The 14,380-nt window shown below is 71.1% G+C and carries 12 protein-coding genes and 1 tRNA gene; 6 read left to right on the forward strand and 7 right to left on the reverse strand.

All coding sequences use genetic code 11. The annotated features are described in order from the left end of the window. Nucleotides 1-341 precede the first annotated feature (341 nt). Together ACFYW8_RS06465 and ACFYW8_RS06470 are read left to right on the forward strand one after the other, a co-directional pair. A complete protein-coding gene (locus tag ACFYW8_RS06465) occupies nt 342-1,397 on the forward strand; it encodes a LacI family DNA-binding transcriptional regulator (protein ID WP_365870105.1) in 1,056 nt (351 codons plus the stop codon). 232 nt (nt 1,398-1,629) lie between these two features. Further along, entirely contained in the window at nt 1,630-2,457 is an 828-nt protein-coding gene (locus ACFYW8_RS06470; protein WP_389068591.1) for a serine/threonine protein kinase, read from the forward strand. A gap of 251 nt (nt 2,458-2,708) precedes the next feature. Here ACFYW8_RS06470 and ACFYW8_RS06475 read toward each other — a convergent pair. The 4 genes from ACFYW8_RS06475 to ACFYW8_RS06490 form a co-directional block, all read right to left on the reverse strand. Then, nucleotides 2,709-2,781, reverse strand: a tRNA-His gene (locus tag ACFYW8_RS06475). Nucleotides 2,782-2,889: 108 nt separating this feature from the next. Then, nucleotides 2,890-3,492, reverse strand: coding sequence for an oligoribonuclease (gene orn, locus ACFYW8_RS06480; protein ID WP_355850864.1), 603 nt, complete (start codon nt 3,490-3,492; stop codon nt 2,890-2,892). A 141-nt stretch (nt 3,493-3,633) separates the two neighbouring features. Continuing rightward, entirely contained in the window at nt 3,634-4,875 is a 1,242-nt protein-coding gene (locus tag ACFYW8_RS06485; RefSeq protein ID WP_365870103.1) for a helix-turn-helix domain-containing protein, read from the reverse strand. A 374-nt stretch (nt 4,876-5,249) separates the two neighbouring features. Further along, a complete protein-coding gene (locus tag ACFYW8_RS06490; protein ID WP_389068594.1) occupies nt 5,250-5,621 on the reverse strand; it encodes a hypothetical protein in 372 nt (123 codons plus the stop codon). 582 nt (nt 5,622-6,203) lie between these two features. On the opposite strand from ACFYW8_RS06490, the gene ACFYW8_RS06495 reads away from it, so the two are divergent. Continuing rightward, entirely contained in the window at nt 6,204-6,731 is a 528-nt protein-coding gene (locus tag ACFYW8_RS06495; RefSeq protein WP_261703579.1) for a universal stress protein, read from the forward strand. 180 nt (nt 6,732-6,911) lie between these two features. Next, on the forward strand, nt 6,912-7,475 hold the full coding sequence (locus ACFYW8_RS06500; RefSeq protein ID WP_365870100.1) for a GPR1/FUN34/YaaH family transporter: 564 nt from the start codon (nt 6,912-6,914) through the stop codon (nt 7,473-7,475). Nucleotides 7,476-7,667: 192 nt separating this feature from the next. On the opposite strand, the gene glmS is transcribed toward ACFYW8_RS06500, so the two are convergent. After that, nucleotides 7,668-9,485: a glutamine--fructose-6-phosphate transaminase (isomerizing) gene (gene glmS, locus ACFYW8_RS06505; protein WP_365870099.1), complete on the reverse strand. Its 1,818-nt coding sequence runs from the start codon at nt 9,483-9,485 to the stop codon at nt 7,668-7,670. Between the two features lie 14 nt (nt 9,486-9,499). Continuing rightward, a complete protein-coding gene (locus tag ACFYW8_RS06510; RefSeq protein ID WP_326787600.1) occupies nt 9,500-9,757 on the reverse strand; it encodes a hypothetical protein in 258 nt (85 codons plus the stop codon). 164 nt (nt 9,758-9,921) lie between these two features. On the opposite strand from ACFYW8_RS06510, the gene ACFYW8_RS06515 reads away from it, so the two are divergent. After that, nucleotides 9,922-11,490 carry a purple acid phosphatase family protein gene (locus ACFYW8_RS06515; RefSeq protein WP_389068598.1) on the forward strand — a complete coding sequence of 523 codons (1,569 nt, stop codon included), beginning with the start codon at nt 9,922-9,924 and terminating at the stop codon, nt 11,488-11,490. Between the two features lie 142 nt (nt 11,491-11,632). Here ACFYW8_RS06515 and ACFYW8_RS06520 read toward each other — a convergent pair whose 3' ends face one another. After that, complete coding sequence (locus tag ACFYW8_RS06520; RefSeq protein ID WP_389068600.1) at nt 11,633-12,514, reverse strand: DUF4429 domain-containing protein; 882 nt, start codon at nt 12,512-12,514, stop codon at nt 11,633-11,635. A 130-nt stretch (nt 12,515-12,644) separates the two neighbouring features. Between ACFYW8_RS06520 and ACFYW8_RS06525 the strand changes: the two genes are divergently transcribed. After that, entirely contained in the window at nt 12,645-14,237 is a 1,593-nt protein-coding gene (locus tag ACFYW8_RS06525; RefSeq protein ID WP_389068601.1) for a beta-N-acetylhexosaminidase, read from the forward strand. The last annotated feature ends 143 nt before the right edge of the window (nt 14,238-14,380 follow it).

Genomic DNA, 14,380 nt, shown 5'->3' on the forward strand with positions numbered 1-14,380 from the left:
GTGGCGCCCGTTGTTACTCGCTGCGGCTCGGGCGGGGAACGTGCGGGTTGTGTATGTGTCAGGTACTGTGGGAGCGCTCCCACCAGTGATGTGTTGAAGAGTCGTCGGTTCGGGCGGGGGTGTCAAGGGTGGAGGAGCGGAGAGATGCGTTCAGTTATCGGCCTGTTAGCTGAACATGTCATTCCGCCACATGGCCTGAAGAGTCTTATAGCCCGTTCGGCGCTCGAAGACGAGCGCCCGGTGCGACAAGGGCTCTTGGGGTGGCGGCCCAGTGTCGCCCGGTTCCGCGGGCGAGGCTGTTAGATTCCAGGCCAACTTGGTGTCGACGGGAGGCGGAGCCCATGGCAGTCCACGGAGCGCGGGGCCGCAGCGGTGGGCGGCCGACCCTCGAAGAGGTGGCGGCGCGCGCGGGAGTGGGCCGCGGCACGGTCTCCCGGGTGATCAACGGCTCCCCGCGGGTGAGCGACGCGACCCGCGCCGCGGTGGAGGCGGCGGTCGCGGAGCTCGGATATGTCCCGAACACGGCGGCACGCGCCCTCGCGGCCAACCGTACGGACGCGATCGCCCTGGTCGTCCCCGAACCCGAGACCCGGTTCTTCGCGGAACCGTACTTCTCGGACATGCTGCGCGGTGTCGGTGCCGAACTCTCCGAGACCGAGATGCAGTTGCTGCTGATATTCGCGGGCAGCGACCGGGAGCGGCAGCGCCTGGCCCAGTATCTGGCGGCGCACCGCGTGGACGGTGTCCTGCTGGTCTCGGTGCACGCCGACGACCCGCTCCCCGACCTGCTCTCCCAGCTGGAGATCCCGGCGGTGATCAGCGGCCGGCGCTCGGCGGGGGAGACGCTTCCGTCGGTGGACTCCGACAACTACGGCGGCGGGCGCGCGGCCGTGGAGCACCTGATCGCCCGGGGCCGCGGCAGGATCGCCCACCTCGCCGGCCGTATGGACGTCTACGGCGCCCAGCGGCGCGTCGACGGCTACCGCCAGGGCCTTCTCGACGCGGGCCGACCGGTGCTCGACGAGCTGATCGTCCCCGGCGACTTCACCGAGGAAGGGGGCCGGCGCGCCATGTCCCTGCTGCTCGAACGCTGCCCCGACCTCGACGCGGTCTTCGCCGGCTCCGACGTCATGGCGGCGGGCGCCCGGCAGGTGCTGCGCGAGAGCGGCCGCCGCATCCCGGACGACGTGGCGCTCATCGGCTACGACGACTCAGCGATCGCCCGGCACATGGATCCGCCCCTCACGAGCGTCCGCCAGCCCATCGAGGAGATGGGCCGAGCGATGATCGACCTCCTCCTCGGCGAGATCGCGGACCGCCGCCCCGCGGTCTCCCGGGGGCTGGAGAAGCGGCAGCTGGTGCTGCCGGCGGAGCTGGTGGTGCGGGCTTCGTCGTAGGGACGGTCCGTTCCCTCGCGCCGGATCGGACCGCGGCGTCCGGCGCCGTGCGTCGCGGGGCGCAAGGCCGCCGTCGTGCGGGGGCGTACCCGGCAGCACGGCGCGACGCGGTGCCGGGCGTCGCGGTCCGGCGGGAAGGACCGGACGGGCGCGGGGCGCCCGGCTTCGCCACGAACGTCCTGCCTGCGGCTTCTGTCTTCCTGGGGCGCCCGGGTAGGGCAGGCTGGCGTCCATGGTCCTGCATCCCTTGCTGGGAGTCGATGAAGTGCCCGCCGTTGAGTCCTATCTGGGCCGGGTGGGCGAGGTGTTCAGGGTGTTCGGGGAGCAGGACTCGGGGTGTGTGTCCTACGGAGTCCGGCTGCTCGACGGTGCCCGGTGGTTCGTCAAGGAGGCGGTCAACGAACGCGGTCGCTGCTCACTCGAACGAGGGTGGGCATTTCACCGGGCCGTCCGGCACACCGCGATCGTCCCGCAGGTCCACCGGATCGCCGTGGGGGACGACTGGGCGGTGGTCATGCCCTGGCGCTCCGGCGAGGTGCTCCACCACCCCGCCGCGCGCGGGCCCCGTGACCGCGTGAGTCCGGGCAGCCCGATGTCCCGCTTCCGGTCCCTTCCCGCCGCCGAGGTGCTGCGCGCCTTCGACCGGGTCCTCGACGCGCACCTCACCGTGGAGACCGCCGGCCATGTCGCCGTCGACCTCTACGACGGCGCGCTGCTCTACGACTTCGGCGCCGGCGCCGTCCACCTGATCGACCTCGACGAGTACCGGCCGGGCCCCTTCGTCCTCGACGACGAACGGCTGCCGGGCTCGCGCCGGTTCATGGCCCCCGAGGAGTTCGTCCGGGGCGCCGTCATCGACACCCGTACGACCGTGTTCACCCTCGGCCGCACCGCCCGGCTCCTGCTCGACGCGGGTGACGACGAACGTGCCTGGCGCGGCACCGCGCAGCAGTTGGCGGTCGTCGAACGCGCCACCTTCCCCGATCCGGACGACCGCTACGCCGACGTGCACCGCTTCGCGGACGCGTGGCACGCGGCCGGGGTGTCCTGCGAGGGGTGAGGTCACCGTCCTGCCGCCGGCTCCCGGCGGACCTCGCCGTCCTGGAGGGTGCGCCGGTCGCGGTGAGTCCCGCCGCCGCGGTGACGGGCTGGGGGCTCGCGCCCGCTCGCACGGGGTCGCGGTGGATCGGCCGCGTGCGTTGGACCGGCGGCGTACGGTCGATCGGCCGCTTACGGCCGAGCGGCTGTCGGCGTGCCCGGGAACGCAATCAGCCGGTGACCTGTTCAACAGGTCACCGGCTGATTACTCAGGGTGAGTGACGGGACTTGAACCCGCGGCCACCTGGACCACAACCAGGTGCTCTACCAACTGAGCTACACCCACCATGTCCGGTCTTCGTGCTTCTCCGACCGGCCGAGAAAAAGTGTACAGGGTCCGGAGGGGTGCTCGCGCACGGCTTTTTCCGGGGCCCATCAGGGCCCCGTCAAAGGCCTATTCGGCGGGCAGGACGTGCTTGGCCGCGATGGTGCGGGCCGTGTCCGAGTCGGGGCCGGGCTGCGGGACGAAGACCGCCTCGCGGTAGTAGCGGAGCTCGGCGATGGACTCGCGGATGTCGGCCAGGGCGCGGTGGTTGCCGTTCTTCTCCGGGCTGTTGAAGTACGCCCGGGGATACCAGCGGCGGGCCAGCTCCTTGACGGAGGACACGTCCACGATCCGGTAGTGGAGATAGCCCTCCAGCGCCGCCATGTCGCGCAGCAGGAAACCGCGGTCCGTCCCGACGGAGTTCCCGCAGAGCGGGGCCTTGCCCGGCTCCTTGACGTGCTCACGTACGTACGCCAGGACCTGCGCCTCGGCGTCCGCCAGGGTCGTGCCCCCGGCGAGCTCCTCCAGCAGGCCGGAGGCCGTGTGCATCTGGCGCACCACGTCCGGCATCGTCTCCAGGGCCGCGTCCGGCGGGCGGATCACGATGTCCACACCTTCGCCGAGCACGTTCAGCTCAGAGTCGGTGACCAGCGCGGCCACTTCGATGAGCGCGTCATCCGACAGCGAGAGTCCGGTCATCTCGCAGTCGATCCACACCATGCGATCGTTCATGTGTCTCACCCTACGGCCCGCCCCGGTCGGGTGGACCCGCCCGTGCGCCCGCCGGGGCGGCGGATCGCGTATGGGCCGGGCCCACGTGCGAAGAGGCCCGCACCCGAAGGTGCGGGCCCCGCGCGTCATCCTGCCGCCGGACTACGGCGCGCTGCGCTGTCCGGGCAGGCTCGGCCTGCTCGCCGCGTACAGCTCCGCCCGCTCCCGCATCGCCTCCGCGGAGAGCGACGCGGCCGCGCCCAGGGAGCCGGCCGCCGCGGTGCGGCGCGTCTGCATCGGGACCGGGCCCGAGTGCTCCTGGTGCAGCGACTGTGGTGGTCCGACCGGACCCGTGGGGCCGTCCGGATCCGCGGACCGGTCGGCCTGGGGCCTGCGAGCGCGGTACGCCGCCCGGTAGGCGGCCGGGGACGAACCCAGCTGCCGCCGGAAGTGACCCCGCAGCGCGACCGGCGAACGGAAGCCGCAGCGGCCCGCGACCTCGTCGACCGAGTAGTCGGAGGTCTCCAGGAGACGCTGCGCCTGCAGTACGCGCTGAGTGATCAGCCACTGCAGCGGAGCGCTTCCGGTGAGCGAGCGGAACCGACGGTCGAAGGTGCGGCGGCTCATGTAGGCGCGAGCCGCCAGTGTCTCGACGTCGAACTGCTCGTGGAGGTGCTCCAGCGCCCAGGCGACGACCTCCGCGAGGGGGTCGGCGCCGATCTCCTCCGGCAGCGACCGGTCGAGGTAGCGCTCCTGGCCGCCGGTGCGCCGTGGTGGGACCACCAGGCGCCGGGCGAGAGCGCCGGCGGCCTCGTTGCCGTGGTCCGTCCGCACGATGTGCAGGCAGAGATCGATTCCGGCCGCCGTACCCGCCGATGTCAGCACGTCGCCGTCGTCCACGAAGAGCTCGCGGGGGTCGACGTGCACCGACGGATAGCGCTTGGCCAGGGTCGGGGCGTACATCCAGTGGGTGGTCGCCGGACGGCCGTCCAGTAAGCCGGCCGCGGCGAGCACGAAGGCGCCGGTGCACAGCCCGACTATGCGGGCGCCTTCCTCGTGAGCGCGGCGCAGTGCGTCGAGCGCCTCCTCCGGTGGTGGCGAGGTGATCGACCGCCAGGCGGGCACGACGACCGTGCCTGCCCTGGAGATCGCTTCCAGGCCATGTGGTGCGGTGAGTTCCAGGCCCCCTGTGGTCCGCAGCGGGCCTTCCTCGCCGGCACACACCAAAAGGCGGTAGCGCGGCACGCCGGCGTCCTGGCGGTCAATCCCGAACACCGACAACGGTATGGAACTCTCGAAAATGGGGCCGCCGCTGAACAGCAGCACCGCGACGATCTCCTTGCGGCGTCGCCCGGACAGCTTCCGGGCCGCGGCTTCCGGCGCGGCAGTGGAGTCGTGGCTCATCCTGCTAAGCCCCCCTCGGTGGTCGCGGCTCCTCGGTTGTGTCGCTCCTGCACGTTTCCCCTCGGTCCTGCACGAGTCCCCCGCCGTAAGACAAGATCGAATCTACTGTGTTCGCCGGTGCCAAGGTGACCAGTTCGGTACTCCGCAGAATGTCGACATGGCAACTTGGCGTGAAGCATTCGATCACGAAGCGTTGCACTCGTGGGCGCCGCAGGGAAGTGCGCCTTGCGGCAGTGGCCAATCCACGTAGGGTGCGCGCGCCCCCCGTACCCCTTTAGGTGCAGGTCGAACGGGGGTTGGGGGGTCGTTCGAGCAAGGGATGGGCCACAACCAGAAGTTGGCTGAAAAGAAGCGTAGCTGTACGCGCAAACCGGTCAGTCGACCGGCTTGTTTCCCCCGCCGCGCCGACCGCCTCGGTGAACTCCCGTGCCGCTTCCGCCACGCGGGTCGGCCCCCGTCCCCGCTCCTCTGCCGCGCCCCGCACCTCCCGTGCTCCCCGGGCCGGTCCTCCCGTGCCGTCCGCGCCGCTGCGGGGTGCGCCGACGCGAGCGGGACGGGCCCCGTCGCTCCTCGGCCAGGAGCGCCGCACCCCGCTCGGACCGGCGCAGCAGGACCAGGCAGGCCCCGGTCACGGCCGCGAGACCCAGGGCCGCGCCGGCCGCGCCCGCGAGCGAGGTGCCGCACCAGAGGAGAACCACCGGGACCAGGACGCAGCTGAAGGCCGCCCAGCGGACCACATCGCTCACCGTGTCCGCCACGGGTGGCGCGCAGGGGCGTGACCCGGAGCGCGCCCCGGGGCGTGTTCCCGATCGCGATCCGGACGGGGGTGCCGTGTGCGACGGGGAGGGGCCGCAGGGGCCGGACGGCGTGGAGGGGGTGGAGGAATGGGGGGCGGTGTCGGGGCCGGGCACGTGCTGCTCCCTAGTACTCCGGTGTTCTCCGTGTTCTCCATGGTGTGTGGTTCTCCATGGCGGCGGCTGCGACCGGTTCAACGCGTGTTCGACCGGCCGGTCACTGCCCGGCCGGTGGTGCGTGTGTCCGGAAGGTGGCCGCCCGGTCCCGTGCCGCGACCGGATTCCCCGGTCCCGGGCCGCCCGAGCAAATTCCCGGGGGGTCTTGCGCAAACCGCCTGTACGGGGCAGCAACCATTGCGTTACGGGCGTCCTCTCATGCATGCTCCCTGGAATGCCGCGTAAGGCGCGCGGGATCTGGGCAGAGGAGGCGTGCCGCCGTACCCTTGGGGGTATGGGGTTGGGAAGATGTTTCCCAGACACAGCTCTGCCGTTCGTTGTCGTCCCCACCACGAGGATCCAAACGCCGAGACACCCATGGCCGGTCACGAATTCTTCGATCCCGCGGACCGCAAGCGCCCGCTCGCCGATCCCACGGCGGCCGAGCCCCTGGCGGCGGAAGAACCCCGCCAGTCCTGCGATCCCGCTTTCAAGCACGGCGTCGTCGTCGGTTTCGACGGTTCGACGTCCAGCGAGCGTGCCCTCGCCTACGCGATCGGGATGGCGCACCGCTCGGGCTCCGGCCTGATCATCGTCCATGTGGCCAACCGGCTGCCCACCACGGTGTGGGCGGGCTGTGAGCCACCGGTCTTCGTCGACGTTCCCGACCACCGCACCGAGGTGCTGGGGCTGGAGCTCGCCTGCGCCGAATACCTCTCCGAGGTGCCCTGGATCCTGGTCGAGCGCGGCGGTGACATCTGCCACGAACTCGAAGAGGTGGGCCGGGAGTACGAGGCGGACGCGATAGTGGTCGGCTCCACGCACGGCATCGTCGGGCGCATCTTCGGCTCGGTCGCGGGACGGCTCGCCAAGCGCGCCAAGCGCCCTGTCATCGTCATTCCGTAACGCGCCGTCATCCCAGGTCGGACCACCCCGGGGGAGCGCTGTGGCGTTCCGTGCGCGGTGGGTGAACCTACTGGCGCGTAGAGGTGTTTGTGCCTTTGTGAAGGGCATATACGGGACGCCGGTCCTACGCGGCGACCGGTACGGCGCAGCACGACTGCACAGGCATGAAGGGAGCCCGCCGTGGACAACGACGTCTCTGCGGGAAGCACCACAACGATCGTAGGAAGACTCGCGCTCGGCGTCACCCTGCTGGCCTTCGGCCTGGGGTACACCGACCTGATCGACGGGGTGACGGCGGCTGACGCCGTGTCACTGGCCCACTACATAGGCGGCGTTGCGCTCTTCGTCGCCGGCCTGCTCGCGTTCCGCGACCGTGACACGGCCACCGGCACGGCCTTCACGGGACTCGGTGCCCTCTGGTTCACCTGGGCCGTCTCGGCCGGTGGCCAGGCCTCCGACAACGCGGCCGGACTCTTCCTGCTGCTCTTCGCGCTCGTCGTGCTGTCGCTCGCCCTCGCGGGCGGGGACGTGCTCGGCCAGGGCACCTACGGACTGTTCTTCGTCTCCCTGCTGCTTCTCGCCATCGGCCGCTTCGCGGACAACGCCGACCTGGCCAAGGCCGGCGGCTGGTTCGCCGTCGCGGCCGGCGCGGTCGCCTGGTACGCGGCGACCGCGGCGCTCGCCCACTGGCCCACGGCACTTCCGCGACGCGCCGCCGGCCGGGGAGTGACGGCCACCGGCTGACCTCGGCGCGGGCCGGGGTATTGGGCGGCTCCGGCCCTTGAGGAACGATCCCCGTGCGCGGGTGGTGCGCACGGGGATCGTTCGGGTCCGGCCGTCGGCAGGGGACATGCGCGGCGGCGGATCATCCGGTGGTGGATCCTCGGCGGCGGGTCTTCAGTCACGGACCCTCGGAGCGGACCGTCCGGCGGTCGGCTACTCGACGGTGACCGACTTGGCCAGGTTGCGCGGCTTGTCGATGTCCCGGCCGAGCGCCAGCGCCGTGTGGTAGGCGAGGAGCTGGAGCGGGATGCCCATCAGGATCGGGTCCAGCTCGTCCTCGTTCTTCGGGACGAGGATCGTCTGGTCGGCCTTCTCCTGGTGGCGGTGCGCCACGGCGAGGATCTGGCCGCTGCGGGCCTTGATCTCCTCCAGGGCGGCGCGGTTCTTCTCCAGCAGGTCGTCGTCGGGGACGATCGCGACCGTCGGCAGCGCCGGCTCGATGAGCGCCAGCGGGCCGTGCTTGAGCTCGGAGGCCGGGTACGCCTCGGCGTGGATGTACGAGACCTCCTTGAGCTTCAGCGAGGCCTCACGGGCCACCGGGTAGCCCCGGACGCGGCCGATGAAGAGCATCGAGCGGGCCTCGGCGTACTCCGCGGCCAGCTTCTTGATCTCGTCCTCCTGCTCCAGGATCTCGGCGATCTGCGCGGGCAGCTTGCGCAGGCCCTCGATGATCCGCTTGCCGTCGCGGACCGAGAGGTCACGGGTGCGGCCGAGGTGCAGGGCGAGCAGCGCGAAGGCGACGGTGGTGTTGGTGAAGCACTTCGTCGAGACGACACAGACCTCGGGGCCCGCGTGCACGTACATGCCGCCGTCCGCCTCGCGGGCGATCGCCGAGCCGACGACGTTGACCACGCCGAGCACCCGCGCGCCCTTGCGCTTCAGCTCCTGGACGGCGGCCAGCACGTCGTAGGTCTCACCGGACTGGGAGACCGCGATGTACAGGGTGTCGGGGTCGACGACCGCGTTGCGGTAGCGGAACTCGGAGGCCGGCTCGGCGTCCGCGGGGATACGGGCCAGCTCCTCGATCATCTGGGCGCCGATCATGCCCGCGTGGTACGAGGTGCCGCAGCCGAGGATCTTCACGCGGCGCACCGCGCGCGCGTCGCGGGCGTCCAGGTTCAGGCCGCCGAGGTGGACCGTCGAGAACCGGTCGTCGATGCGGCCGCGCAGCACGCGGTCCACGGCCTCGACCTGCTCGTGGATCTCCTTGTGCATGTACGTGTCGTGGCCGCCCATGTCGTACGACGCGGCCTCCCACTCGACGGTGGTCGGCTCGGAGGTCGTCCGGGTGCCCTCGGTGGTGTACGTCCGGAAGTCGTCGGCCTTGAGCGTGGCCATCTCGCCGTCGTCCAGCGTGACGATCTGGCGGGTGTGGGTGACCAGGGCGGCGATGTCCGAGGCGACGAACATCTCCTTCTCGCCGATGCCGAGCACGACGGGGGAGCCGTTTCGCGCCACCACGATGCGGTCGGGGAAGTCGGCGTGCATCACCGCGATGCCGTAGGTGCCCTCGATGACCCGCAGCGCCTCGCGGACCTTGTCCTCCAGCTTCTCCTGCTGGGAGCGGGCGACGAGGTGCGTGAGGACCTCGGTGTCGGTCTCGGAGAGGAACTCGACGCCGTCCGCCTCGAGCTTCTTGCGCAGGTCGGAGGCGTTGTCGATGATGCCGTTGTGCACGACCGCGACCTTGTTGTCGCCGGACATGTGCGGGTGCGCGTTCACGTCGGAGGGGGCGCCGTGCGTGGCCCAGCGGGTGTGGGCGATGCCCGTGGTGCCGGCGAAACGCTTGGGGACCTTGGCCTCCAGATCGCGGACCCGGCCCTTGGCCTTGACCATCTTCAGGCCGGCCGACTTGGGGGAGGTCACGACTATGCCCGCCGAGTCGTAGCCGCGGTACTCCAGGCGCTGAAGGCCTTCGAGGAGCAGCGGGGTCACATCACGCCTGCCGATGTATCCGACGATTCCGCACATATACGTAGAGTCCCTCAGCCGTAAACGATGCGGCGCAGCTGCCTGAGCGTGAGCTCCGGCGGCGCGACCGCGCGATATTTCAGGTCCGCCTCGATCCGTTCGAAGATCGACTCGTTCACCAGGCCCTGGGCCTGGAGCTCGCGGTGGCGGCGGCGGACGAACTCCTGGGTCGTCTCGTCGAAATAGGCGAGAACGTCCTGGATCACCCGCAGCGCCTCACCCCGGTTCAGGGGGGTCGACCGCGTCAAATGATCAACGAGTTCGTCGTGCACCCGTTGATCCTGGGGTACCGGAAGACGATTCGCAAGAATCCTGCCCGATATCGGGCAAGGGGTTGTTGGATCTCTTATGGTGTGCTGTTTACAGGCTGTCCATGCGGTGTCTTGCGCCGCGTCGATTGCCGGGAGCAACTTCTGGTGCCATGGACACTCCACGCATGGGCGTACCCGAGCGGCTCGCCGAGAAGATGACCATGGCCGAGCAGCACGAGTACCTTCGCGCCAAGTTCTCGCGGCGCAACATGATCAGAGGCGGCGCCGTGACCCTCGGTGCCGTCGCAGGCGGCGCCTTCGTACCCGGCGCCGCACAGGCCGCCGTCCCGACGCAGCGGACGGCCGCCCCGGCCTCGACGGAGAAGGTGGACGGCGCGCTCGTCGCCCCCTTCGGCCGCCACCTCGCCTTCGGCAACGACCCGCGCACCGAGATGACCGTCTCCTGGCAGGTCCCGGCCGCGGTCAGCAAGCCCTACATCCGTATCGGCGCCCACCCCTGGGACCTCTCGCGCAAGATCGAGGCCGAGGTGCGCACCCTCTACACCCCGGCCGGTGTGGGCGCGAGCGGCGACCACACCCAGTACTACCTGCACGCCAAGCTCACCCACCTGCGCCCCGGCAGGACCTACTACTACGGCGTCGGCCACGCCGGCTTCGACCCGGCCCGGCCCCACCTGCTCGGCACGCTCGGCACCTTCACCACCGCGCCCTCGCACGCCGAGCCCTTCACCTTCACCGCCTTCGGTGACGAGGGCGTCGGCTACCACGGCCTCGCCAACGACGCCCTGCTGCTCGCCCAGAACCCCGCCTTCCACCTGCACGCCGGCGACATCGCCTACGCGGACCCGGCGGGCCAGGGCAAGAGCACGGACACCGGGTTCGACTCGCGCATCTGGGACCAGTTCCTCGCCCAGACCGAGACGGTCGCCAAGCAGGTGCCGTGGATGCCGGCTTACGGCAACCACGACATGGAGGCCTGGTACTCGCCCAACGGCTACGGCGGCGAGGAGGCCCGCTGGACGCTGCCGGACAACGGCCCCGACAAGGCCAACCTGCCCGGCGTCTACTCCTTCGTGCACGGCAACACGGCGATCATCTCGCTGGACGCCAACGACATCTCCTTCGAGATTCCGGCCAACCTCGGCATCTCCGGCGGCACGCAGACCAAGTGGCTGGAGGCCCAGCTCAAGAAGTACCGCGCCTCGCGGGACATCGACTTCGTCGTGATCTTCTTCCACCACTGCGCGTACTGCACCTCCACGGCGCACGCCTCGGAGGGGGGCGTGCGACAGGAGTGGGTGCCGCTGTTCGAGAAGTACACCGTCGACCTGGTGATCAACGGCCACAACCACCAGTACGAGCGCACCGACGTGATCAAGGCGAACACGGTCACCAAGAAGCTGCCGATCGGCGGCACGGCGTACACGGAGACCGACGGTGTCGTCTACGTGACGGCGGGCGCGGCCGGCCGCAGCCTGTACGCGTTCAGCGCGCCGGAGTCCTACGAGGGCAAGGAGAACGAGGTCGAGTCCGTCGCCTCCTTCATCAACCTCAAGGACGGCAAGCAGGCCGAGACGGTCGCCTGGTCGCGCGTGCGCTACCTCAACTACTCGTTCCTGCGCGTGGACGTGACCCCGGCCACGAAGGGCCGCCTGGCGACCCTGAAGGTCCGCGGCATCGCCGAGACCGGCGCGGAGGTCGACCACTTCACGATCGCGCGCCGGGTCAAGTAGCTCCCGGGCACACGGGTACGTAGAGACACAGGCACGTAGAGACACAGGCGCACAGGTGCCCAGGTACGCCCGGAAGGCGGGGCGTACCTGGTACCTGGCCGGCGGTTCTCTCCCGCGAGCGGCGGTCCCCGAGCGCCCGTTCCTAAAGGCGCTTCAGGACCGCCTGCTTGGCCAGGGTGAACTCCTCGTCCGTCAGGACGCCATCCTTGTGCAGCTCGCCGAGTTCGCGCAGCCTGCGCAGGAGGGCGTCGTGGTCGGCCTCGGGTCCGGGCTCGGGGGCCGTCTCCCAGGCCGGCTCCTCGGCCGTCCGGTCCTGCACCGCCGCCGCCGGATGCGGCAGCCTCGCCTGCACCGCCGCCGCGACCAGCGCCATCAGCGGGTCCTTCTTGAAACCCCACAGCTCCACGGAGTTGGGGTCGTACTTCGGCGGCGCTTTTGTGCCGGCGCCGCGCACGGTGAAGCGCAGACAGCCGTTCTCCAGCCCGGCCGCCGGACGCCACTCGACGGCCGTGATGTCGCCGAGGGCGAGGGTCCGGGCCCCCGACGCGGACTTCGCGTCCTCCGTCTTCCAGTTCCACTCCAGACGTACGCGCTCGCCGTCGAAGCCCGCCGTGCCGTCACCGGCGGAGGCGGACAGCGGCACCGCCGGGCCGGGCAGCAGATAGCCGTCGACCGGGCCGGACGGAACCTGGTCGAGGAGCAGCGCGCCCCGGACCTCGTCCACGAAGTACTCGGCGACGCCGAAACGGTCGGCCTCCACCGCCAGCTGATACGGGTCGTCGGGCTCCGCGAGCTTGCCGCCCGTCGCCTGGAGCAGCGGGTCGGCGCCGTCGCGCAGCCGGAGCCTGAGCCGCCCGGCCTTCCTGCCCTGCTCCAGCGAGACACCCGCCAACGCGCCGAGCGGCACGGTGAGTTCACCCAGCGTCCGGCGCAGCAGCCCGACGTTCTTGTCCCGTCCCGGGGTCAGCCGCAGAGCGTCTCCGTCGAAGATCCACGTGCCGTCCCGCTGGATGATTTCCGCCATGACGGGGATTGTTCCACCGCGTCTGCGGGAGAGTGGTCTCGACCAATTGGTTCTCGACCGATTCGAAGGGCACGGCGAAGGGCGCGGCCACGGACGGCCGAAGACCTTCGCCGGACCGAAGGGAGCACATGTGAGACAGCGCCACAGAACGCCCCGCCTTCTCGGTACGCTGCTGCTCGTGGCGGCGGCCGGTATCTCCCTCGCCAGTGCGGCACCGCCCGCCCCTGGCGCCGCTGCCGTCGCTCCGCTCGGCCGCGTCGTCCCGGCCCCCGCCTCCGTCCACCCGGGCGGATCCCCGTACCGCGTCACCGGCGACACCCGTATCCGCGTCGACGACTCCCGCGAGGCCCGCACGGTCGGCGAGTACCTCGCGGGCATCCTGCGGCCCTCCACCGGCTACCGGCTGCCGGTCACCTCGCACGGCGCGGGAGCGATCCGGCTCCGGCTCGGCGGCAAGGGACTGGGCGCCGAGGGGTACCGCCTCGACAGCGGCGGTTCGGGCGTCACGATCACGGCCGGACGGCCCGCGGGCCTCTTCCACGGCGTGCAGACCCTGCGTCAGCTGCTGCCCGCCGCCGTCGAGAAGAACTCCGTCCGGCGCGGACCCTGGCTGATCGCCGGCGGCACCATCGAGGACACCCCGCGCTACGCCTACCGCGGCGCCATGCTCGACGTCTCCCGGCACTTCTTCACCGTCGCCCAGGTCAAGCACTACATCGACGAACTGGCGCTCTACAAGGTCAACAAGCTGCATCTGCACCTGAGCGACGACCAGGGCTGGCGCATCGCCGTCGACTCCTGGCCCCGGCTGGCGGCCCACGGCGGCTCCACCGAGGTCGGCGGCGGACAGGGCGGTTCCTACACCAAGGCCGACTACCGCGAGATCGTCCGGTACGCCGCCTCCCGCTATCTGGAGGTCGTCCCGGAGATCGACATGCCAGGACACACCAACGCCGCCCTCGCCTCGTACGCCGAACTGAACTGCGACGGGGTCGCGCCGCCGCTCTACACGGGCACCGACGTCGGCTTCTCCTCGTTGTGCGTGGACAAGCCGCTGACGTACGCCTTCGTGGACGACGTGATCCGCGAGCTGGCCGCGCTCACCCCGGGCGCGTACCTCCACATCGGCGGCGACGAGGCGCACTCCACCAGCCACGCCGACTACGTGACCTTCATGGACAAGGTGCAGCCCCTGGTCGCCAAGTACGGCAAGAAGGTGATCGGCTGGCACCAGCTCACCGGGGCCACCCCGGCGAAGGGCGCCATCGCGCAGTACTGGGGGCTCGACGACACCAGCGCCGAGGAGAAGGCACAGGTCGCCGAGGCCGCGCGGAACGGGACCGGGCTCGTGCTGTCGCCCGCGGACCGGCTGTACCTCGACATGAAGTACACCGCCGACACCCCGCTCGGCCAGGACTGGGCCGGCCTGGTGGAGGTGCGGCGCGCCTACGACTGGGACCCGGGCAGCTACCTTCCCGGCGTGCCCGCCTCGGCCGTCAAGGGCGTCGAGGCGCCGCTGTGGACCGAGACGATCGTGACCTCCGCCGACATCGACGTCATGGCCTTCCCGAGGCTGCCCGGGGCCGCCGAACTCGGCTGGTCGCCCGCGTCGACGCACGACTGGGACACCTACAAGGTGCGGCTCGCCGCCCAGGGGCCGCGCTGGGACGCCCTGGGTATCGGCTACTACCGCTCGCCGCAGGTTCCCTGGCCCGCGAACTAGCGGGACATGCCGGCGGGGGGGCCCCCGGGGCCCCGCCCCGGGGGCCCCCCCCCCCCCGGGGCGCCGCCCGGCCCCCGCCCCCCCCGGCCCCCCAACCCCCCCGCGGGGGGTATGGGGGGGGCCCCCCCGAGGGTGCGCCCCCC

The organism is Streptomyces sp. NPDC002742 (genome assembly GCF_042888885.1).
Taxonomy (GTDB): Bacteria; Actinomycetota; Actinomycetes; order Streptomycetales; family Streptomycetaceae; genus Streptomyces.